The following is a 23,095-nucleotide window of genomic DNA, read 5'->3' on the forward strand; positions in this document are numbered from 1 at the left end:
TACGACTACATGCGAAACATTTTATTTATGAAAAAGGTAATCTTTATTTTTATTTTAATTACTTCAACCATAGTTTCTAGCTGTATTGGTGAAGACATTAGGCAAGATGAAATTTCTGAAGAACTACGAATTTTAAACCCTATTGAAAGCATCGTTGTTTCTGAAAGTTATAAGTTTAACACCTCTTTTTTTAATAATATTGGTGAAATAGACAACTCTACTACAGTAGTCTGGTCCAGTAGTAACGAAGCCGTAGCAAGTATTGATACTTCAGGTTTATTATCGACTCTTACAGAAGGAACTACTATAATAACCGCTCAAATAGAAGACGGCTCTTCTATTATTACTGAAACATCTCTACCAATTACAGTAACTTTAGAGCCTACCGAAATGGAAACGCTTCCTGCTAATAAAAGTGGGACTATAGCAACCACAAGCAGTTATAGATTAGAGGGCGATTTTACCATAGCCGAAATAGAAAACACAAATAATATTCTAATTTCTATAGCCGATAATTACACGGCTACCACTAGCCTTCCTGGTTTATATGTATACCTAAGCAACAACCCTAATTCCATTAATGGTGCTCTAGAACTTGGTGCAGTAACCGTATTCAATGGCGCTCACACCTACACCGTTAGCAACACCAATATTAACAACTACACTTATATTCTATACTGGTGCAAACCTTTTGGAGTTAAAGTTGGTGAAGGAAAAATAAACAATTAAGAGCACATTAATAAAGATATTATGACGTTAAAAAAAATTCTACCCCTTGTTGCAGTAATCTGTTTTTTCTCGACCAACACTTTTGCACAATGGACACAAAAAAAAGGAAATGGTTATTATAAATTATCAGCTTGGTATTTAGAAGCAGACTCGCATTATACCGATACAGGAGAAACAGACCCTAACACGACTAGAGGTCAGTTTACTGTTAACCTATATGGAGAATATGGACTTTCAGATAAAATAGATATTATTGCTTACATACCTTTTTTTGCTAGAAGTTTTGAGAATGATGTTATATCGGGGACAACCGGACAAACCCTTTCAGAAGGCCAAGCCATTAACAACATTGGAGATATTGATTTAGGAATTAAATACAGTATCCTTCAAGGAAAAAACTATGCATGGTCTACCAGTTTAACTTTAGGCCTACCTACAGGAGAAAATGCTGGAGGAAGTAATGGTAGTTTTCAAACTGGAGATGGCGAATTTAATCAACTTATACGTACTGCTCTTGGAGTGCCTTTTAGCTTAGGAAACTTACCTGCTTATGCTAAAACATATGTCGGTTTTAATAACAGAACTAATAATTTCTCAGATGAATTTAGATCCGGTTTAGAAATTGGCGTCAATACATTAAACAAAAAATTATGGATTACAGGTAAAGCCGATGTTTTAAAATCTTTTAAAAACGGCTCTTTAAGTGCTCAAAATTCACAAGGAAGTATTTTCGCAAACAATATAGAGTTTGTTAGCTTAGGTGTAGAAACAGCTTATTATTTAACCGAAAAACTAGGGGTTTCATTAAGTTTTTCAAACGCCGTAAGTGGTCGTTTAATATATGCTAACCCATCGTTTTCTGGAGGTGTCTTTCTAGATATAAATTAACAAATAGACGGATAGCGCTTACCTTTCAATCTTTTTATCGACGGTAAATTGGGTTTCAACATAACCTATTTTACCGTTTTTTGTTATCCCTTCAACTATAACGAGCATATCACCAATATAATCAGCATTGTAAAACTCAACTTTAGCTGCTCCATTTTCATCGGTGTCCACATTTGGCGCCCAATGCACTACCGAACGCAAATCGGGAATATTCCAATCGTTTTCCGACTCACTACTGTATTTAGGGGCATAAAACTCACTTTTAGGTGCAAAGCCAGAAACAAAACCTTTAAAGATACCTTTAGCCCTCCGCGCTCCATATAACCCTTTACCGGCATAGGTATAGATACTTATAATTGATGTTTTTGGGTCTATTTTTAAAATAAAATCCTCCATTGAAGGATTGAAAGAATTTTCATATACGCCTACTCCATCAAGACCAAGACCACTATAAAGTGGAGATGAAGAATCAGGTATCATGCCTATGATCCCAATTTCCTCATTACCAAAAGGAGCTTGAAAAACTTCATTTGTATAATAATTTGCATTTGTAGGGTTTTTTATCAATTCAAAACTTTTAATTTCTTCACTGGGTAAGCTTTCTATATAAGGATAGTCTAACAATTTCACGGGAACACCATCTATAACAATAAAAGTAAAGTTTCCACCGTATAATTTAGCTTGTAAAAAGGGGGAGTTAGGACCTTCTATATTTATTATTTCAATATCATTAGGATAACTGGATTGTAATAAACTGAACAATCCAGAATGCCATTTTTTAACCTTGGTTAACAATTCTTTATTTTCTATAACTAAATCTGGCGCCCCATGCAAGTCCATCATCTTCTCTCGTGCTGGGGTCATGTTATATCCACTCAATTCCACTTCATCTAAAGCAATAGTTCCTTTTGTCACTTTGAAATCTGTTACTGTTTGTTTTCTAGCAATATTTTGCTCTACCATACGAAATTGCATGCTATCTGCCAATTGAATACGTTCTTTAATTTTGTAATTTATTTTAGGACTTTTGTAACCATCCAAATCAATAGTGAAATCCTTTTTCTTTCCTTTTTCATTCTTAGATTGAATCGATACTTTAAACTCATCTTTATAATAATCTTCTAAATGAAAACGAAAAGCCCCTGTACTGTCTACTTTTTGGGTTGCTACATTTAAAGGCCCATAAATCATAGTAAGATCTATAGGTTTTCTTAATGGTTTATTTGGACTGAGTAAGTTTCTAACCGTTCCTGAAACCGTTAAAGTTTTTTCGGGTAAAAATTTAAAATCTAAATTGAATGCTGAATTTTCGTATTTATAATTACTCCAGCCTTGAGTGAGCATTAGCGCATCCATATCATATTTTCTGCTTTGGTTTTTCGGGTTGAAATAATATGAAGGTTTTTCTATAGTACCACGCAATTCTGAATTCAATAAAAAATAGGATAAAATATTGCTTCGGGTATCGTTAAGAGCTCCTAATTGTTCTTTGTTAATCACTAATACTGATAAATTAGACACGACACCCGTGCTATCTTTCCTTATTGAACTTAAGTCTAACACCGTTTTATCGCGTTGACTATAATGCGCCAAATGCGGTTTTGCACTTAAACTAATTCTATCGTCTTCTTTAAAATTGAAAAATAAACGCTCGGCAACAATCTCATTTTTCATGTTTTGAATCGTGGTTTTTATAATCCCTTCGGGAAGGGTGCCTTTTTCAATACCCGCACTGGCCGATCCATTTTTAAGCTGAAGCATAAAATCGTCATAAACCACACCTCGCGATTGCACTTTAACTTGAAAATCTGTTTCATGATTAGATTTTAACCCAACCACCAAATACTCAGCCACCGTTTTTACATTTAAAACCACGCCCTTTTTATGAACTTTTGGTAATGGAAATTTCAGATGAACACCTTCACTATTTGTTATTTGGGCAAAGTATGTTTTTTCTGTTTTTGGTGTTAAATACGTAATCCCCATGCCTAAAGCATTACTTTTAAATGGAATCATTATCGCATCATTTTCATCTATAATTTGCCCAGTAATTTCAATACCTTTGTTTTTATAGTCTAAAACTTTAAAGCCAATTTTACTAGTTAAACCATCCACCAATTTCCCGCCTTCCGGAAAAAACTGCGCATCTAAAAAATGAGTATCCACAGCCACGGTTTTACTGAAAGAATTTAAAGCTTTATAATTATTATTTCGGAGTTTTACCGAATCCAATTTCAACTCTATTCTAGCTTTCACCGTTTCTTTGGGAAGTAGATACTGCACGCTGTAACTATCATCATCATTTTGTTTAATTTCTACCGTGTCCGTTTTAGCATCGGTATGAATATACAGTTTTAACTTACCGCGATATTCCGGGTTTATTAACTTAGGATAAGCCGTTGCGGATAGCTGAAATTGCTTGCCCTCTGTTTCCGTAAGTGTCACGTTTCTTATCGCTTCATCGGCTTCTTGTATTTCTTTTGCCGCATATATTTGAATATAATTTTGAGAAATAACCGGCTTAGTAAAATTTTCATTCCATTTGGTATAGGCCCGAATTAAATACCGTCCAGCAGGCATGTCTTCGGTGAGCTGAAAATAACCATCAGCAATACCCTGTTCTAACTTTAATTTTTTCTTATCAATAATACGTTTATCAAAATCGATAAGTTCAACATGTAAAACACCACTTAATTGGGTTGGTAAATTTGCAATATCAGTAACAATAGCTTTAAACCAAACCGTTTTATCATTCGTAAAAATAGTGCTGCTTAATTGGATGTATATTTTCTCGGCATAGGCGTATTCAGATTCTATAACAGTTAGATTACTCTGCTGAGCCTGGGTTTGGAATATTGAGAATAAAAAAAAGAATCTAATAAAAAAAGTTGCAAAATAATGTTTCATGGTGGGTCGTTTAGCTTTTTTATGATATCAAAAACCACACCAATATAAAACAAATTCTTACAAAGATGGTGTTGTTTGATTTTGTAAATTAGCAATTAATTAAATATTTATTGATGAGCACATTAATTTTCTGGGCAACCGTTTCAATTTTCTTTTCTTTTTTATGTTCTATACTCGAAGCTGTACTGCTTAGTGTAACACCAACCTTTATAAATGTTAAAAAGCAAGAAGGCAAAGATTACGCTTTAACGTTAGAAACTTTAAAGAAAGATGTAGACAAACCACTAATTGCTATTTTAACATTAAACACTATTGCGCATACTTTAGGCGCTATGATGGTGGGGATTCAAGCAGAAAGCTTACCTTATAAAATAGAGTTTTGGGGTATAAATACCGTTGGTGTCGTTTCGGCAATTATGACGTTGCTTATTTTAGTGGCTTCGGAAATTATCCCGAAAACAATTGGTGCCATGTACTGGAAACAATTGGCTAATTTTACATCTAAAGCTTTAGTTGTTTTAATTTTCCCATTAAAATGGACTGGAATTTTATGGACACTTCAACTTACAACTAAACTTATTGGCGGTAAAGGTCATGGTAGTGTTTTAAGTCGTGAAGGCTTTTTAGTTATGGCAGATATGGCACATGAAGAAGGCGTTTTTCAAGAAAACGAAAGTAAAATAATAAAAAACTTACTAACCTTTAGAGAGGTGTTTGCTAAAAACGTAATGACGCCAAGAACGGTTATGCAAGCCGAAAATGAAAATACAACGGTTGAAGATTTTTTTAATAGAAACTTAAATTTACGTTTTTCTAGAATTCCAATTTTTTCTGATAATCCAGATAATATTACTGGTTTAGTTTTAAAAGATGAAGTTTTTAAAGAAATGGCTTTAGGGAATGGTACTAAAAAACTATCAGAACTTCAACGAGATATTATTATTGTAGATAGAAATTTACCAATACCAAAACTATTTGAACAACTTGTTGAAACGAGAAACCACATGGCGTTAGTGGTTGACGAGTATGGATCTGTTAGCGGTCTAGTAACTATGGAAGATGTGATAGAAACACTTTTAGGTTTAGAAATTATGGACGAAAGTGATAGTGTTTCAGATTTGCAGCATATGGCTAGAAAAAGTTGGGAATCACGAGCTAAAAAACTTGGTATTTTTGATGAACCCAATACTGAAAAATAATGGAAACCTGTATCATCAAATCGCCTTTAGGATTCACTAAAATTAGTGGTGATATAGATGGTATTTCTCAAGTTACAGTTTTAAATTCCGAAGAAAAAGAAACCGATATTATCCCCGTAGAATTAGAAGATTGTGTGATGCAACTCCGAGAGTATTTTGAAGGTTCTCGCACACAATTCAACTTAAAACTAAATGCCCAAGGTACCGATTTTCAACAACGAGTATGGGATGCACTGGAACAAATTCCACATGGAAAAACAACATCTTATTTAGAGCTTTCAAAAAAACTTGGTGATGTAAAAGCCATCAGAGCAGTTGCGAACGCAAACGGGAAAAATCCGCTTTGGATCATTGTGCCTTGTCATCGCGTTATTGGTAGTAATGGCAGTTTAACTGGTTATGCCGGTGGATTACACCGCAAACAATGGCTAATAAATCACGAAAACCCATACAAACAACAATCGCTTTTTTAGGATGTATAGAACGATAACAAAGATTGCAAAACGTTTTTTTACAGATGCTCAAATTTATAAATATGGGTTTAACTGGTCTCCTATGTACAGGCGTTCCACGGGTAGGCTAGTTACTGTTTCGGAAGATTTAATGTATGTTAAAATCAAAATCCCGTTAAGTATTAAAAACAGAAACTATGTCGGGACTATTTTTGGTGGTAGTTTATTTTCAGCAACCGATCCCATTTACATGATTCAGCTTATGAATATTTTAGGCGAAAACTATGTAGTTTGGGATAAAAACGCTTCTATAAATTTTAAAAGACCAGCCAAAGAAACAGTTTTTACGGAATTTATTTTTTCCGAAGAAGACATCCATCTTATCAAAAATAAGGTTTTAGAAAACGGTGAATTTAATTTAGTAAAAACACCAAATATTGTAGATAAAAATGGCGTTATTATTGCGGAACTCTCAAAAACTATTTACGTTGCCGATAAATTATTCTATAAAGAAAAACGGAAACAAAAAGAAAATTCACCCTCTTAAACTCTACCCTCTTTTTTATTAGTATAGAATTTTATTATCTTTAGTTTCTACATTAAACTAAATAAATGAAATTCCTTAAGAAATTTATTAAATGGCTTGCCATAATATTAGGCTTGCTTATTCTAACACTCTACATCACAGATACCGATTATCTAATAAAAGCCGTTAGAACTGTATATTTAAAAGGCCATACTACGGCATATATTGAAGATACCAACCAATTTGACAATAGAGTTATTGAAAACGGAACACCAGAACCTTGGCCAAATCACAAAAACTACAATGCCGTAAAAGAAACTGAAATATTAAATAAAATTAATGCGGCCAACGGAACCATCGCGTATGTTATTATAAAAAACGATAGCATTTGGTTCGAAAATTACTACGATGGTTTTAATGAAAACTCCCAAACCAACTCCTTTTCTATGGCAAAAAGTTACGTGTCGGGACTTATGGGTAAAGCTATTCAGCAAGGTTATATTAAAAGTCTAAATCAACCTGTTTGCGATTTTCTTCCAGAATTTTGCGACGGTTTAGCCGCTAATTTAAAAGTAGGTGACTTATCTAGTATGGCATCGGGAACCAATTGGGACGAGAAATACTACTCGCCTTTATCTATTACAACACGTGCTTATTTTGATGATGACTTAGCAAAAGTTGCTAATAGCTTAAAAGTAGTTGCAGAACCTGGAAAAGCTTTTAAATATGCAAGTGGAGACACCCAAATGTTAGCGATGGTTATTGAAAAAGCTACAGGTAAAAAACTTTATGATTATTTAACCGAAAGCTTTTGGAAGCCCTTAGGTAGTGAGAACCAAAGTCTTTGGCAAGTAGATAGTGATACTCACGATTTAGTAAAAGCTTATTGCTGTATAGCCAGTAATGCTAAAGATTTTGCGCGTTTTGGAAAACTTTATAAAGACCACGGAAAATGGCATGGTAAACAAATTTTAGATTCTGCTTTTGTTGCAAAATCTATTACACCACGTTTTAAAGCAAGTCCCGAATACGGATATGGTTGGTGGATGAGAGAACTAAACGGAAAACATTTTTTTATGATGCGTGGTCATTTGGGGCAATACGTTATTGTAGAACCTGAAGACAATGTAATTATAGTCCGCTTAGGACATTCTAAAGGTAACTCAAATAGTGTAGGTGCCTTTACCGACGATATTTCGGTTTACATTACAGAGGCTTATAAAATGCTAGAAAAATGATAAGAAAACTCAACTTAGAAAACATTTTATTTTTAGATATTGAAACCGTACCGGAAACTCAATATTTTTCAGATTTAGATGAAACGAAACAAGCCCTTTGGGAGCACAAGTCTAAATACCAACGTAAGGACGATGAAACTGCTGAAGAGTTTTACGATCATGCCGGAATTTGGGCCGAGTTTGGCAAAATAGTTTGCATTTCGGTAGGGTATTTTAAAATTTCGGATAATTTACGAACCTTTAGAACCACTTCTTTTTTTGGTGATGAGACTAAGATTCTAGTAGATTTTAAAAATTTATTAAACACTCATTTTAACCAAGCAAAACACTTACTTTGCGGTCATAATGGTAAGGAATTCGATTTTCCATTCATCGCAAGACGAATGATTATAAATGATATTGAATTGCCAGAAAAATTAAACCTTTTCGGTAAAAAACCATGGGAAGTACCACATCTCGACACACTTGAGCTTTGGAAATTTGGCGATTACAAAACCTATACCTCCTTAAAACTATTAACTAGCGTATTAGGTATTCCTTCACCAAAAGATGATATTGATGGCAGCGAGGTCTATCGTGTATTTTACGAAGAAAATGAAATTGACAGGATTGTTACCTATTGTGAGAAAGACACCATTGCCGTGGCTCAAATATTTTTACGCTTACGAGGTGATGCCATTTTAAAAAACGACGAAATTATTCATATTTAAATGAAGAAAAATATTCTTAGCGTTAACGATTTATCGATTGCATTTAATGGCAATGAGGTAATCCATAATATATCTTTCAACCTTAAAGAAAATGAAATTTTAGGTATTGTAGGCGAATCGGGTTCAGGGAAATCCGTATCCTCTTTAGCAATTTTAGGCTTACTTCCGAAGAAGATTTCTAAAATTACTTCCGGAAGTATTATATATAATGAAGAAGATTTAACCAAGCTTTCTTCTAAAGCATTTAAAAGTATTAGAGGAAAAAAAATTGCCATGATTTTCCAGGAACCTATGAGTTCTTTAAATCCATCTATGACTTGCGGAAAGCAAGTACAAGAAATTCTTCTACAGCATACCAATTTATCGAAAAAAGAAGCCGAAAACGAAACAATTTCCTTATTCGAAAAAGTCAAGCTTCCAGACGTTAAGCGTACCTATACAAAATATCCGCACGAAATATCTGGAGGCCAGAAACAGCGTGTTATGATTGCCATGGCTATTGCGTGTAAACCAGACGTTTTAATTGCCGACGAACCTACAACGGCACTCGATGTTACCGTTCAAAAAGATATTATAAAATTACTTAAAGAGCTGCAAGCCGAAACCAAAATGAGTATTATTTTCATTACTCACGATTTGGCATTAATTTCTGAAATTGCTAATCATGTTTTAGTTATGTTTAGAGGTAATTTAGTTGAAGAAGGCCTTGTGGAAACCATTTTTAAAAACCCGCAGCATAATTACACCAAGGCACTCATTAATTCTAGACCCTCGCTTGATACCAGATTAAAGACCTTGCCAACTATTAAAGATTTTTTGGAAGATACCATATCTACCGAGATTGTAACCGATGAAGATCGAAAACAAAACCACAAAAAGATCTATAGCAAACCTCCAATACTAGAAGTTATAAACGTTGAAAAAGAATACTTCTCTAGTGGTGGCTTTTTTATAAAAGCAACCTCGTTCAAAGCTGTAAATAATGTGAGTTTTAAATTATATGAAGGTGAAACTTTAGGTTTAGTAGGTGAATCTGGCTGTGGAAAATCGACACTTGGTAACGCCATTCTTCAATTAGATAAAGCAACTGCTGGCCAAATAATATATAAAGGTACAGATATTACAAAATTAAATAAAGCAGAAACACGAAAACTAAGAAAAGAAATTCAAATTATTTTTCAAGACCCGTATTCATCTTTAAACCCAAGAATTCCGGTTGGAGAAGCCATTATGGAACCAATGAAAGTTCACGGACTATTCAGCTCTACTAAAGAAAGAAAAGAAAAAGTAATTGATATTTTAAACCGCGTTGGTTTATCTGAAGATTATTTTAATCGTTATCCTCACGAGTTTTCTGGTGGACAAAGACAACGTATTGGTATTGCACGTACTATTGCATTGCAACCTAAGTTAATTGTATGTGATGAATCTGTTTCTGCACTAGATATTTCGGTGCAAGCGCAAGTTTTAAATTTACTAAATGAATTAAAAGAAGATTTTGGCTTTACTTATATATTTATTTCACACGATTTAGCCGTTGTAAAATATATGAGTGACCAATTACTAGTCATGAATAAAGGACAAATTGAGGAATTAGACGATGCAGATATTATTTACAAATCGCCGAAAAAGGATTATACTAAAAAACTAATAGAAGCTATTCCAAAAGGAATTTAATATATCACCAAAATAAATTCACGCTATAACTTGGGGAGGCTATAGCATGAAAATTTTCTTGGTTAAATAAAGTAGGCTTTTTAAAAACTGTAAGTTTCCTTGAACGGATTCTTGAAATTTACTCGTTTTAATTGTAGATTGTTCAGGTAGATTTGGTGCAAAATTCATAGGGGGTTAGGTTATGGTAGATTTGGGGAAATCTATAGTTAAACTTTATTTCTTTGTACACTGTAAATATATTCTTTTATTTCATTTAATCAGCTAAAAAACACATATTATCGATAAAATACAATAAATTTTAACATTTAAACTTATTTATTGCCCTAAACCATATAATCACACGTATTAAAATTGCATTTCTGGAATCTCACCTTCAACGATTAATGTCCCCTCTGTTGCGTTTTTTATTTCATCTACAGAAACTCCAGGCGCACGCTCTAAAAGTTTAAAACCTTTTTCAGTGATTTCAATTACAGCGAGATTCGTTATAATTTTTTTTACACAACCAACACCTGTTAATGGTAAAGCACATTTTTTCAAGAGTTTAGACTCTCCGTTCTTATTTGTGTGCATCATAGCCACAATAATATTTTCGGCACTCGCTACTAAATCCATAGCACCTCCCATACCTTTAACCATGCGTCCTGGTATTTTCCAATTTGCTATATCCCCATCTTCAGATACTTCCATGGCTCCTAAAATAGTTAAATCAACATGTTGCCCGCGAATCATAGAGAAGCTTAAAGCAGAATCGAAAAAACTAGCACCAGGTAACGTCGTTATCGTCTGTTTTCCCGCATTAATAACATCAGCATCTTCTTCACCTTCAAAAGGGAAAGGCCCCATGCCTAACACGCCGTTTTCACTTTGGAACTCCACTTCAATATCATCTCGAACATAATTTGCTACCAAAGTAGGAATACCAATTCCTAAATTAACGTAATAACCATCTTGAACCTCTTTCGCTATACGCTTTGCTATACCTATTTTATCTAACATGCTTTGTGTCTTTATTATTTCCGCGAAAGCGAAAACATTTTTAATTTGGATACTTCTTTATTTGAAATTCATGCTTACAAAAATCAACAACCTTCTAAGTACGCTGTCTTACCGTGCGGTGCTCGATACGTTTCTCATAATGTTCACCCTGAAAAATACGCTGTACAAAAATACCTGGAATATGAATTTGATTAGGATCTAAGGTTCCTAACGGTACTAATTCCTCAACCTCAGCAACAGTAATTTTAGCAGCACCACACATATTTGGATTGAAATTACGTGCGGTTCCCTTAAAAATTAGATTACCGGCAGCGTCGCCTTTCCACGCCTTAACGAAAGCAAAATCGGCTTTAAACGCATATTCTAAAACATACATTTTACCATCGAATTCACGAGTTTCTTTACCTTCGGATACTTCTGTTCCATAACCTGCAGGTGTATAAATAGCAGGAAATCCAGCTTGAGCTGCTCGACATCTTTCAGCTAAGGTACCTTGCGGAATGAGTTCAACATCGAGTTCTCCAGAAAGCATTTGACGTTCAAACTCATCATTTTCTCCAACATAAGAGGATATCATTTTTTTAATTTGCTTTTTCTGAAGGAGTAAGCCTAAACCAAAATTATCAACACCCGCATTATTAGAAATACAAGTTAAACCCTTAACGCCAAGGTTAACCAATTTAGCTATGGCATTTTCGGGTATACCGCTAAGTCCAAATCCACCAAGCATAAAAGTCATATTATCCTTCACACCCTTTAGAGCCGTATCAACATTGGCTACTTTTTTATTTATCATTATGAATCCGTTTTAGAATTAAGCTTCATGATTTTATAAAAACATCATTTAAAGCTGTATAAATTTACGAATAATTCAAAAGAATACTAAAAATTAAACAGATTTTATTGCAAAGTACTAATCTAAAAATAATTTAAGCCTAATAAAATCTTTGTAAAAACAAAAAAACCACTCTTTTCAGAATGGTTTTATATTTAAATTTCTATTCTGAAATGATATTCAGAACAAAATTTTCTATCTAAAAATCTAAATCCTGAGGAGTATCAGTATCTTGTTGATCCGCATCACCTGTCTCTTCAACTTTAGAACAATCTACATTTATAGATAGGTTTTTAGGCTTTTGAAAATCGGATTTTGAAATTTCTAAATGTTTATCACCGTAGCAACTCTTCATATAAACTCCCCAAATAGGTAACGCCATAGCAGCACCTTGTCCATAAGTTATAGATGGGAAATGTGCCGCTCTATCTTCTGCTCCAACCCAAACACCTGTTACTAAATTTGGTACCATCCCCATAAACCAACCATCACTTTGGTTTTGCGTTGTTCCGGTTTTACCAGCAATTGGGTTTGTAAATTCGTATGGATATCCTGTAATAACTTCTCTATAATCTGCTCTGTAAGAATCTCTACCTTTCCCCCTTAATCTTGCACCAGAACCAGATTGCGTTACACCTTCCATAAGTTTTACGGTAACATAAGCGGTTTCTGCACTTAAAACATCTCTAGTTTCAGGCTTAAATTGATATAAAATAGTTCCGTTTTTATCGGCAATTGTAGTAACCATTACTGGTTTGGTATAAACACCTTGATTTGCAAATGTAGAATATGCGCCAACCATTTCGTATACACTAATATCTGGCGTTCCTAACGCTATTGAAGGTACCGCAGGAATATCTGATTCAATCCCTAACTTTCTAACCAAATCTATAACCGTTTGTGGCCCAACCTTATCAATTAATTGTGCTGTAATTGTATTTACTGAATTTGCCAAAGCATTTTTCAACGTACGCGTTCCACCATATTCACCACCTGAGTTTTTAGGACACCAAGCTTCTGGATTACCATATTTATTGGCTTCTATACAGAATGGAGTATCTGGCAACTCATCGCAAGGCGATAAATGTAACTGATCCATAGCCGCTGTATAAACAAAAGGTTTAAAAGTAGAACCAATTTGACGCTTACCTTGGTTTACCATATCGTATTGAAAATGGCGATAGTTTATACCACCTACCCAAGCTTTAACATGGCCCGTTTGCGGATCCATAGACATCATACCTGTACGTAAAAAAGACTTATAATAACGCATAGAATCTATGGGTTTCATGATAGTATCTATTTCCGATGCTTTACCTTCTCTCCATGCAAAAACAGACATTTCTGCTGGCTTATTAAACGAATCTTCAATTTCTTTATCCGATTTTTTTAAGTCGTATTTAAGATGTCTCCAACGTTCAGACTGTTTCATACCTCGTCTTAATAAAGATGCTATTTCATTTTTATCAAGATCTAGAAACGGTGCTGTTGGGTTACGTTCTGGTGTGTTTTGATGAAAAAACTCAGCTTGTAATCTTGGCATATGTTCTTGCACTGCATCTTCTGCATGCTTTTGCATACGTGAATCGATGGTGGTGTAAATTTTTAATCCGTCGTTGTATAAATTATATTTTGTGCCGTCTGGTTTCGGATTATCTTTAATCCAATTTTTCATAAAACCATCTAAATACCCTCTAAAATAAGTTGCTATACCTTCTCGATGCGACTCTGGAGAATAATTTAAATCTAAATCTGTTTTTTGCAGAGAATCTTTTACTGCTTCCGATATAAAATCGTATTTCTCCATTTGAGCCAACACCACATTTCTACGTGTTTTTGTAAGCTCTACTCTTTTTCTTGGATTGAATAAAGATGAATTTTTAAACATCCCGACTAGCATAGCAGATTCTTTTAAATCTAATTCCATTGGCTCTTTTCCAAAATAAATACGCGAAGCACTACGAATACCATCGGCATTATTTAAAAAATCGTAAATATTGAAGTATTGCGCAATAATCTCTTCTTTGGTATATTGACGTTCTAAACGAATAGCAATGATCCATTCTTTTACTTTTTGCAAAACACGCTCTATAATATTTTTTGAACCTTCACCATGAAATAACTGCTTTGCCAATTGTTGAGAAATAGTACTTGCTCCTCCACCGCTACCAAGCGTCAAAATTGCACGTAAAGTTCCTTTGGCATCAATACCAGAGTGATCTTTAAAACGTGCATCTTCTGTTGCTATTAAAGCATTCACCAAATATTGTGGTAACTCATTATAACCAACAGGTGTTCTGTTATCATTAAAATAGAATTTCCCCAGTGTTTGTCCATCTGAAGAAATAATTTCGGTTGCTAAATTTGTTTTAGGGTTTTCTAGCACTGTGTGATCTGGCATTTCGCCAAAAACACCCCATGATGCTAATAAAAACACTAAAACAATGGAGAAAATTCCTCCTAAGAATATCAACCAAAACCATCGAACGTATTTTGTAAAATCCTGAACTGTATTTGTTTCTTTTTTTGCTTTTGCCATGTTTTAAGATCCTTAAACTATGAGAGATTTAAGTTTTAAATTTTAGGGTTTATTGTATTGTAGGGTTTTCTATTCTAAAGCCAACATCGGTTATACCTTCTAGGTTTACAACACCGTTCACTTTTCCGCGTTCGCGCATAGCTTGTTGTATTTTCACCTTATAATCGCCAGCTTCATTAAAAACAAAACCTTCTTTATACCAAAGTTTATTTTCTTTTACATCTGTATAACCTGTACCTAATAGTTTCCCGCTAGGTTCGGCCATTTTATATTCCAATGTGTCTTTTTGAATTTTCCCATTCGGGTTTACCATTTCAACAATTAAAAATATGTTGTTAAATTTATAAGCATTTGTATTTCTAAGATTTACAAATAGATTATAGGGCGTAACAGAATCGGTTGGTTTTACATTAAAACTAATCACATTCTCCTTATTCCAAGTATTTGGAACAGATTGATATTCATCGAAAACACGATTAGAATCGCATGATGTAAATACACATGCCATTATTAAAAAAAACAAGAAGCTATTATTCGGTAGCATTGTTATTATTTTGCGGTTTTGGTTTTCTTTTATTATTCCGGTTTCGGTTATTCTGATTAGGGTTACTGTTAGGTTTAGCCGTATTTTTTGGATTATCACCACCAGCACCAGTAGCCCTCTTCTTAGGAGTCCTTTTTGGAGCTGCTTTTTGAGTTCCTTCACCACTTTGATTAGAATTCTGATTCTTCTGATTAGGGTTCTGTCTCTTTTGATTAGGATTCCTTTTTTTCTGATTAGGATTCGGTTTCTTATTAGAATTCTGATTCCCGCTCTGGTTTGGTTTCCTTTTATTATTTTTACGTTTATTATTACCTTTTGGACTATCGAAACGTGTTAAACTATCTTGACCAACTACATTTTCGAACTCTGTTTTAACATCTTCTAAAACGTCTAATGCATATTCTTCTAAGCTAGCAATAGGTTCGTTCTTTTTATTTGCTTCAATAATTTCATTGGCTTGCTCCGTAGTAATTTTATGCCAATTCATCCATTCACCTTCATAAGCATACCACATGTGGCCTTTGAAAATGTCTGTTTTTTGACAAACCGCAGTTCCTTTACCCGTTTTAAGTTTAATATCTGTTTTTGGAAAACTTTTTAAAGCATCTAAATACGTATCTAATTCGTAATTTAAACAGCATTTTAATTTACCACATTGCCCTGCTAATTTCTGCGGATTAAGAGATAATTGTTGGTATCGCGCTGCCGATGTACTTACCGATCTAAAATCTGTTAACCATGTAGAGCAACATAATTCGCGGCCACAAGAGCCAATACCACCAAGTCTTGATGCTTCCTGGCGGAAACCAACTTGCTTCATTTCTATTCGTGTTCTAAATTCACGAGCAAAAACTTTTATAAGTTCACGGAAATCTACGCGTTCTTCAGCGGTATAATAAAAAGTGGCTTTACTAGCATCACCTTGAAATTCGATATCCGAAATTTTCATTTGGAGTTTCAAATCTATTGCAAACTGGCGTGCGCGAACCTTCATAGGTTCTTCTTTATCACGGGCAGCTTGCCAAATATCAATATCTTTCTGACTTGCTTTTCTGTAAATTTTTAAAACTTCATCTGGAGTTACCGAAACATTTTTACGTTTCATTTGTACCCGTACCAATTCTCCCGAAAGGGTAACCATACCAATATCATGACCAGATTGCGCTTGAGTTCCTACAATATCACCAATACTTAATGTTAAATTTTCGGTATTTTTGTAGTAGTCTTTTCGTCCGTTTTTAAAACGAACTTCTACCCAATCAAATGGTTTTTCACCATTTGGAAGTGACATATTTGCTAACCAATCGAAAACGGTTAATTTATTGCAACTATCTGTACCACAGGTTCCATTATTTTTGCAGCCACTAGGAGAGCCGTCTTTTGTTGAGCAACTTGCGCAAGCCATATATTTTATATATTGATTCTGGCTAAAACCGAGGTTTTACCAGAAGAAGGTTTATAACTATTTATTTTGAATCTTTACTTTACAACTATTTACACTGTAAAAGCAAGAGTATAACTCGGTTGATAAAGTTTGTTAACTTAACACAACTTCAAGATGTAAAGATAAGATTATTCTAAAGACTAGAAACAAAGATTTTTTGCTTTAGTAATTAACGTCAATTATCTAGGTAAATTTCAATTATTTAAGATACGATTTCTTTCTAATTTAATAAAACTAAATTTCAGTTTCTTCGTTTTCGCTATCTTCTTTCAGACTTAAAATATTTGGAAAAATCATAGGCACCAACGATTTTACAGGCTCATAAAGTACAGAGTCGTCCATATTTTCTTCATCTATAAAAGTAATTGTACTATTCATTCTATCAAAAATTATTAAAACTACACTTAAAATAACTGCTATTTTTAAGGCACCAAAAACACCACCAGCTAATTTATTAATAACACCAAGTGCTGCAAAATCGGCTAATTTGGTTAGCGCCTTTCCTGCCAATGAAATAATTAAAATGATAACTACAAAAGTTACTGCAAAAGCCGTTATGCTAATGGTTTTCTCATTCCAATCGGTTTTAGTTTGCAAAAACTCGGCCGCAAAATCGCTAAAATGTATGGCGCCATAAACACCGGCAACCAAAGCAACTAAAGAAGCAACCTCAACAAAAAGCCCTTTCATAAAACCACGAACCAACCCAAATAGAATTAAAGCACCTAAAACAATATCAATAACACCCATAGTAATAATTTAATGCAAATATAAAATAAAAGAACTTACACCCTAGTACTGCTTATGTAAACAATAACGGTAAATGAACTACTATCTTATCCGAAATACCAAAAGGTTCGTTAACTTTGCACGAAATTTCAATTTAAAAACTAAAAATGGCAAGAGACGAAGAATTAAAGGAACGCTGGAACTTGGTTGTAAAAAAATTATCTGATCAATTTGCTGACGGTGACACTTTGGACCTCGACGCGATTATTTACCTTATAGGCGTACAAGAACTTGGACAGCTAGAACGTGCTTTTAAAAAAGATCAAAAATTAGATTTAATGCATATTGCTATCTGCAAACTACTTATGCCTTACGGCTATTACTCACTAGAATTTGTAGATAAAGACGGTTGGCCACATTACAAAACACTTGAAGCCTTGCCGCACTTAAAAGCTGGTGAACAAAGTGTTTTAATGAAAGAGGCTATTGTAAATTACTTTTTGGAAACAGAGTATATCGAATAATTCTTTTTAAAAGATTCAAAATCACCTTTTAAAATGGCTCCATAAATTCTATTATGGAGCCATTTTATTTTTTTCATCCCCAAAATAACGCGCAAAAAAAAACCCCAACTACTTTCGTAATTAGGGTTGGTTTCAGAGTTGGCCCACTAGGGCTCGAACCTAGACTCTTCTGCACCAAAAACAGACGTGTTGCCAGTTACACCATGGGCCATTCTTTATTCGAGACGGCAAATTTAGAACTTTTTTTGCTTTGTGCAAGCTTTTTTATTTTTTTTTTCAAATATTTTTTTCAAACACTTAACGTTTCCTTAAAAACATAAGGTATTGAGTATTTATTATTAAATTCGCCAAAGCAATTAATGTATAGATTTTTATGGCAAATTTTAACTTTAAAAAATGGAATACCATTTTAGGATGGTTCTCTTTTTTAATAGCACTTATTACTTATAGCTTAACTGTTGAGCCAACAGTGAGTTTCTGGGATGCAGGCGAATATATTTTAACCTCTTCCAAACTACAAGTTGGCCACCCACCAGGAGCACCACTATTTCAAATGTTAGGTGCGTTTTTCTCTATTTTCACGTTTGGAAATAATGCTCTAATTGGTTGGATGATGAATATGATGAGTGCTGTTTCCAGCGCTTTTACAATTCTTTTTATGTTTTGGACCATTACTATTTTACTAAAAAAAATGGTTGGATCTCATAATGAGATTAATAAAAACCAAGCTATTGCCATATTAGGTAGTGGTTTAGTTGGGAGTTTAGCCTTTACTTTTACCGATTCGTTTTGGTTTAATGCTGTAGAAACAGAAGTTTACGCCATGGCAACACTAATTATGTCGGCTTTATTCTGGCTAGGATTACGTTGGGAGCAAGATATGGATAACCCAAGAGGTAATCGATGGCTTGTTTTAATTGCCTTTGTTATCGGTCTTTCTTTTGGAGTTCACTTTATGGGCTTACTAACCATACCTGCCATAGGGTTGGTTTACTTTTTTAAGAATTACAAAACCGTTACCATAAAAAACTTCATCATTGCAAATATTGCTTCGGTGGGTATTTTATTATTCGTTTTTAAACTTTTGGCTCCAAACATCTTAAAAATATTTAGTGCTTTCGAAATCTTTTTCGTGAACACTATTGGCTTACCTTTTAATTCAGGATCTATTATTGCAGGCTTATTGCTTGTTGGTCTTATTTCTTATGGTTTAAAATATACTCGAAAAAAGCATTTTGTACATTTAAACACCGCCATTCTTTGCTTAACCTTTGTTATTATTGGTTTTTCTACTTGGTTAATGTTACCAATTCGTGCTAATGCTAATGTGGTAATTAATGAAAACAATCCATCGAGTGCAAGAGAATTATTGGCTTACTATAATTTAGAGCAATACCCAGAAACACATTTGTTTTATGGCCCTCAGTTTACCGATCAATATGCATATTTAGATGATAACAATCCGTATGTAGATGATAAACCTAAGTATGAAAAAGACAAAGAAAAAGGCGAATACGTTATTGTAAACGATTGGAAAAACGCCAAACAAAACTACAACTCCAAGCATGCGTCTATTTTTCCAAGAATGTGGAGCGCTGAACATGCCGAAAACTATATGATGTTTTCTGGATTTTTAGATTTTAAAGTAAAACCAGATGCACAGAATTCTTATTACAGAAGCGCCAATAATGCAGGAGCAAGCGAAGAGCAAGCCAAGACATATGCTTTAAATCAAATCACAAAATACAAAAGCCAAATAAATGATTTTAAAAATCAAGTAGCACAAGGCAATGTTGATTACGAAGATTACAACAACTTCTTGAAAAAGGAAAAAAGTTTAATTGAAGTTGAAAAGCCTTCTCTTATTAGCAACGTTATTTACATGTTCGAGTACCAATTGGGCTACATGTACTGGCGTTATTTTATGTGGAATTTCTCCGGAAGGCAAGATGATATTCAAGGTCGATACGATAATCATGGTAACTGGATTACTGGTATTAAATTTATTGACGAATGGCATTTAGGTTACCCGCAAGAGAATTTACCTAGCGATGTTAAAAACAATAAAGCTAGAAACGCTTATTACATGCTACCGCTTATATTAGGAATTATAGGCTTGTTTTTCCTTTTCAATAAAGACAAAAAACTATTTTGGGTTATGCTTGTGTTTTTCCTATTTACAGGAATAGCGATACAAGTTTACACCAATGTACGCCCGTTTGAACCTCGTGAACGTGATTACTCTGTAGTTGGTTCTTATTACGTATTTGCGTTATGGATTGGTTTTGGTGTATATGCATTGTACGACTTCTTTAAAAACTACTTACCAAAACATCTAACCGCTCCAATAATTACAGTGGCTTGTTTAATTTTGGTTCCAGGTATTATGGCGGCGAGCAATTGGGACGACCATGATCGTTCGGGAAAATACACTGCCAACTCTATGGCAAAAATGTATTTAGATTCTTGTGCTGAAAATGGTATTCTATTTACTATTGGAGACAACGATACCTTTGCACTTTGGTACGCTCAAGAAATTGAAGGTTACAGAACAGATGTACGTGTGGTAAACACGAGTTTATTTCAAACAGATTGGTACATAGACCAAATGAAACGTAAGGCTTACGAAAGTGACCCTGTGCCTTCGCAATTAACTCACGACTTATACAAATACGGAACCAACGATTATATAGTAATAGAACCTGTAACTAAAGATACTATTGAAGTTAAGCAGTTTTTAGATTTTATTGCTAGCGACAACCCTAAAACTAAATACAAATATGTTTTAGAGCAGCAAGGTGTCGATATTTCGCAAGTGAGAAGTCAGGATTTAAAAGCAAGCTATTTACCGACCGAAACATTACGTTTACCAGTAAATAAACAAAATGCTTTAAATTCGGGTATTGTTAAGCCAGAAGATGCAGATAAAATTGTACCCTATATAGATCTTACAATAAAAGGCGGAGCGCTTTATAAAAACCGCTTGTTAATGCTAGATATTGTTGCAAATAATGAATGGAATCGCCCAATCTATTTTACAGGAGGAAGCTTTGGTGACGACGATTATATTTGGATGAAAGATTACCTTCAACTCGATGGTATGTGCTACAAACTAGTACCTATTAAAACTGAAGTAGATCGCTCTAATCCTTTTGATATGGGTCGTGTAGACAGCGATTTAATGTACGAAAAAGTTAAAAAATGGGATTGGGGAAATAGTGGAAGCCCTGATATTTATCACGATGTTGAAACTAGAAAAAACTCGATTACTTACCGTGGCAACTTAGCACGGTTAGTAGAACAGTTAATTAATGAAGATAAACTTGATAAAGCTGAAGAAATAGCTGATATAGCAATGGACAATATGCCTGTTGAATATTTTGGGTATTATACACTTTTAGAACCTTACATTAGCGCTTATTATGAAGTTGGAAACAAAGAAAAAGCGCAACGTTTATTTAAAGAAGTCGCTAAAAAATATCAAGAAAACTTAGTGTATTATAGCAGTTTAAAAACAGACAAACAAGAACGTTTATTTGAAGATATTTATACAGATATACAACGCTACAAAGGTTTAGTTGATGTTTTAATTAAATATGACATTGATTTTGCTGAAAGCGAAGGTGATGTTTTCAACAACCATTTAAAATTATTCGAATATTTTTATGGTGATGACACCTCTGATGAATATGAAAAAAAAGCAAATAAAGATATTCCTGCGGAAGTAAGCACTGATACCATTGAACCTATAGACTAAGGCACATGACCTTAACACCTGTAAAAACACCATTTGTTGTGAAAAAGATGTTCCCAAATTACATTTGGGACATCGCAACAAATAAGAAAATAATCTATCTCACTTTTGATGATGGTCCAACTCTAGAAATTACAAATTGGACATTAGATACCCTAAAAAAATATAACGCTAAAGCAACTTTTTTCTGCATAGGAAACAATATTGAAAAAAACCCCGAAATCTTTAAGGACATAATAAAACATGGTCATGCTATTGGTAATCATACCCAGAACCATGCAAAAGGCTGGAAAACTTCAACAGTAGATTATTTATCTGACGTTGAACAAGCTGAGCAAAACATTCAAAAAGAAAAACCTCAACAACACACTTCAACTTCTAAGAGCGTAAAATTATTTCGTCCGCCGTATGGCAAAATAAGGTCTAACCAAGGCAAACAAATTATTAACCTTGGTTATAAGATAATTATGTGGGATATTTTATCTTTCGATTGGGAACATAAAATAAGTAAAGAAACCTGCTTTAAAAACGTTATTTCTAAAACTAAAAATGGAAGTATCGTTGTTTTTCATGATAGCGTAAAAGCATCTAGAAATATGCAATATACACTTCCGAAGGTTTTAAAACATTTTAGCGAACAAGGTTTCATTTTTAAATCACTAGATTTTAAGGCTTAATACCAACTTTTACATTCATTTTACGTTTCCAATACAAAATATAAATAGTTCCAATAATTGTTGGAAGCGTCCAAGATATTAGGTTTCCAATTCCCAATCCAGCAACAATAAAAGCTGTGAATGATGCGATTAAAGCGCCAACCATTTTTCCGATATGCAATCGTAACCACATGTTTCTTGATTTTTGAGGGTTAAAGTAAAATCGAAAATCCTGAATACTCATTAATAATCCAAAACCTCCAAAAAACAGAAATAAAATACTCATTGAGGAATTATTTATAAGACCATAAATTCCATTTAAAACCATAATAGCAGAAAAGAAAACCATAGCCCCAGAAAGCAATTTATCTTTCTTATCCGCTTCCTTTTTCGTTTTAAAAGTCAATGCGCGATTACCTGCTAAAACCAGATATATTGTAAATAACCCGATTAAAAATAAAAATACGTTTTCATGATTAGGCATACATGAAATAGGCAATGAAATTAAGGAACTCACAAGCATGCCAATCGAAAATAGTTTACCCATTTTTTTATGCATACGACCTCCTTTTTTAACAATAACACTTCCAATTCCTGTAATTAATCCAACGCCACCAAAAAAGGCGTGAATGTATATCAAAATTTTAATCGCTTCTTCCATTTGTAGTTAATTAAATTTATTACTTCAAATTTGAGATTATTATCCGATTTTAATAAATTTTAATTTCCGAAGTGTTGTTTTTAA

General features: G+C 33.8%; 19 protein-coding genes and 1 tRNA gene. 11 read left to right on the forward strand and 9 right to left on the reverse strand.

Annotation, left to right across the window (positions count from 1 at the left end):
* Positions 1 to 27 precede the first annotated feature (27 nt).
* A complete protein-coding gene (locus GQR97_RS03980) occupies positions 28 to 729 on the forward strand; it encodes an Ig-like domain-containing protein (protein ID WP_158845614.1) in 702 nt (233 codons plus the stop codon).
* A 21-nt stretch (positions 730 to 750) separates the two neighbouring features.
* Positions 751 to 1,617: a hypothetical protein gene (locus tag GQR97_RS03985; protein ID WP_158845617.1), complete on the forward strand. Its 867-nt coding sequence runs from the start codon at positions 751 to 753 to the stop codon at positions 1,615 to 1,617.
* Between the two features lie 18 nt (positions 1,618 to 1,635).
* Here GQR97_RS03985 and GQR97_RS03990 read toward each other — a convergent pair whose 3' ends face one another.
* Positions 1,636 to 4,524, reverse strand: a complete 2,889-nt coding sequence (locus GQR97_RS03990) for a hypothetical protein (protein ID WP_158845620.1) — start codon at positions 4,522 to 4,524, stop codon at positions 1,636 to 1,638.
* A gap of 113 nt (positions 4,525 to 4,637) precedes the next feature.
* Here GQR97_RS03990 and GQR97_RS03995 point away from each other — a divergent pair, with 113 nt between their 5' ends.
* The 6 genes from GQR97_RS03995 (at position 4,638) to GQR97_RS04020 (ending at position 10,326) form a co-directional block, all read left to right on the forward strand.
* The gene (locus GQR97_RS03995) at positions 4,638 to 5,723 is read left to right on the forward strand and encodes a CNNM domain-containing protein (protein WP_158845632.1); all 1,086 of its coding nucleotides are present in this window, start codon (positions 4,638 to 4,640) and stop codon (positions 5,721 to 5,723) included.
* Complete coding sequence (locus GQR97_RS04000) at positions 5,723 to 6,196, forward strand: methylated-DNA--[protein]-cysteine S-methyltransferase (RefSeq protein WP_158845635.1); 474 nt, start codon at positions 5,723 to 5,725, stop codon at positions 6,194 to 6,196. Before GQR97_RS03995 ends, GQR97_RS04000 begins: the two co-directional genes overlap by 1 nt.
* 1 nt (position 6,197) lies before the next feature.
* Complete coding sequence (locus GQR97_RS04005; RefSeq protein ID WP_158845638.1) at positions 6,198 to 6,722, forward strand: DUF4442 domain-containing protein; 525 nt, start codon at positions 6,198 to 6,200, stop codon at positions 6,720 to 6,722.
* A 65-nt stretch (positions 6,723 to 6,787) separates the two neighbouring features.
* The gene (locus GQR97_RS04010) at positions 6,788 to 7,939 is read left to right on the forward strand and encodes a serine hydrolase domain-containing protein (RefSeq protein ID WP_158845641.1); all 1,152 of its coding nucleotides are present in this window, start codon (positions 6,788 to 6,790) and stop codon (positions 7,937 to 7,939) included.
* Positions 7,936 to 8,649, forward strand: coding sequence for a 3'-5' exonuclease (locus GQR97_RS04015; RefSeq protein ID WP_158845644.1), 714 nt, complete (start codon positions 7,936 to 7,938; stop codon positions 8,647 to 8,649). The genes GQR97_RS04010 and GQR97_RS04015 overlap by 4 nt, the downstream gene beginning before the upstream one ends.
* Entirely contained in the window at positions 8,650 to 10,326 is a 1,677-nt protein-coding gene (locus tag GQR97_RS04020) for an ABC transporter ATP-binding protein (protein ID WP_158845646.1), read from the forward strand. It abuts the gene before it with no gap.
* Between the two features lie 345 nt (positions 10,327 to 10,671).
* Here the strand turns inward: GQR97_RS04020 and GQR97_RS04025 are convergent, their stop codons facing one another.
* The 6 genes from GQR97_RS04025 to GQR97_RS04050 form a co-directional block, all read right to left on the reverse strand.
* A complete protein-coding gene (locus GQR97_RS04025; RefSeq protein ID WP_158845649.1) occupies positions 10,672 to 11,325 on the reverse strand; it encodes a 3-oxoacid CoA-transferase subunit B in 654 nt (217 codons plus the stop codon).
* Positions 11,326 to 11,419: 94 nt separating this feature from the next.
* The gene (locus tag GQR97_RS04030; RefSeq protein ID WP_158845652.1) at positions 11,420 to 12,121 is read right to left on the reverse strand and encodes a CoA transferase subunit A; all 702 of its coding nucleotides are present in this window, start codon (positions 12,119 to 12,121) and stop codon (positions 11,420 to 11,422) included.
* 238 nt (positions 12,122 to 12,359) lie between these two features.
* Positions 12,360 to 14,699 carry a penicillin-binding protein 1A gene (locus GQR97_RS04035; protein ID WP_158845654.1) on the reverse strand — a complete coding sequence of 780 codons (2,340 nt, stop codon included), beginning with the start codon at positions 14,697 to 14,699 and terminating at the stop codon, positions 12,360 to 12,362.
* 49 nt (positions 14,700 to 14,748) lie between these two features.
* Positions 14,749 to 15,207, reverse strand: a complete 459-nt coding sequence (locus tag GQR97_RS04040) for a gliding motility lipoprotein GldH (RefSeq protein WP_233267598.1) — start codon at positions 15,205 to 15,207, stop codon at positions 14,749 to 14,751.
* A 22-nt stretch (positions 15,208 to 15,229) separates the two neighbouring features.
* Positions 15,230 to 16,648, reverse strand: coding sequence for a stage 0 sporulation family protein (locus GQR97_RS04045; protein WP_158845660.1), 1,419 nt, complete (start codon positions 16,646 to 16,648; stop codon positions 15,230 to 15,232).
* Between the two features lie 273 nt (positions 16,649 to 16,921).
* Positions 16,922 to 17,437 (reverse strand): CvpA family protein, encoded by a 516-nt coding sequence (locus GQR97_RS04050; RefSeq protein ID WP_158845663.1) that lies wholly within the window; start codon positions 17,435 to 17,437, stop codon positions 16,922 to 16,924.
* Between the two features lie 146 nt (positions 17,438 to 17,583).
* Here GQR97_RS04050 and GQR97_RS04055 point away from each other — a divergent pair, with 146 nt between their 5' ends.
* Complete coding sequence (locus tag GQR97_RS04055) at positions 17,584 to 17,940, forward strand: hypothetical protein (protein ID WP_158845666.1); 357 nt, start codon at positions 17,584 to 17,586, stop codon at positions 17,938 to 17,940.
* Between the two features lie 138 nt (positions 17,941 to 18,078).
* Here the strand turns inward: GQR97_RS04055 and GQR97_RS04060 are convergent.
* Positions 18,079 to 18,151, reverse strand: a tRNA-Gln gene (locus GQR97_RS04060).
* Positions 18,152 to 18,313: 162 nt separating this feature from the next.
* On the opposite strand from GQR97_RS04060, the gene GQR97_RS04065 reads away from it, so the two are divergent.
* Positions 18,314 to 21,697 (forward strand): DUF2723 domain-containing protein, encoded by a 3,384-nt coding sequence (locus GQR97_RS04065; protein WP_158845668.1) that lies wholly within the window; start codon positions 18,314 to 18,316, stop codon positions 21,695 to 21,697.
* A 5-nt stretch (positions 21,698 to 21,702) separates the two neighbouring features.
* Complete coding sequence (locus GQR97_RS04070) at positions 21,703 to 22,371, forward strand: polysaccharide deacetylase family protein (protein ID WP_158845671.1); 669 nt, start codon at positions 21,703 to 21,705, stop codon at positions 22,369 to 22,371.
* Here GQR97_RS04070 and GQR97_RS04075 read toward each other — a convergent pair.
* Positions 22,361 to 22,990 (reverse strand): hypothetical protein, encoded by a 630-nt coding sequence (locus GQR97_RS04075; protein WP_233267599.1) that lies wholly within the window; start codon positions 22,988 to 22,990, stop codon positions 22,361 to 22,363. The two genes, GQR97_RS04070 and GQR97_RS04075, sit on opposite strands and share 11 nt — an antisense overlap.
* Positions 22,991 to 23,095: the final 105 nt, after the last annotated feature.

The sequence above is a fragment of the Algibacter sp. L1A34 genome (genome assembly GCF_009796805.1).
Taxonomy (GTDB): Bacteria; Bacteroidota; Bacteroidia; order Flavobacteriales; family Flavobacteriaceae; genus Algibacter.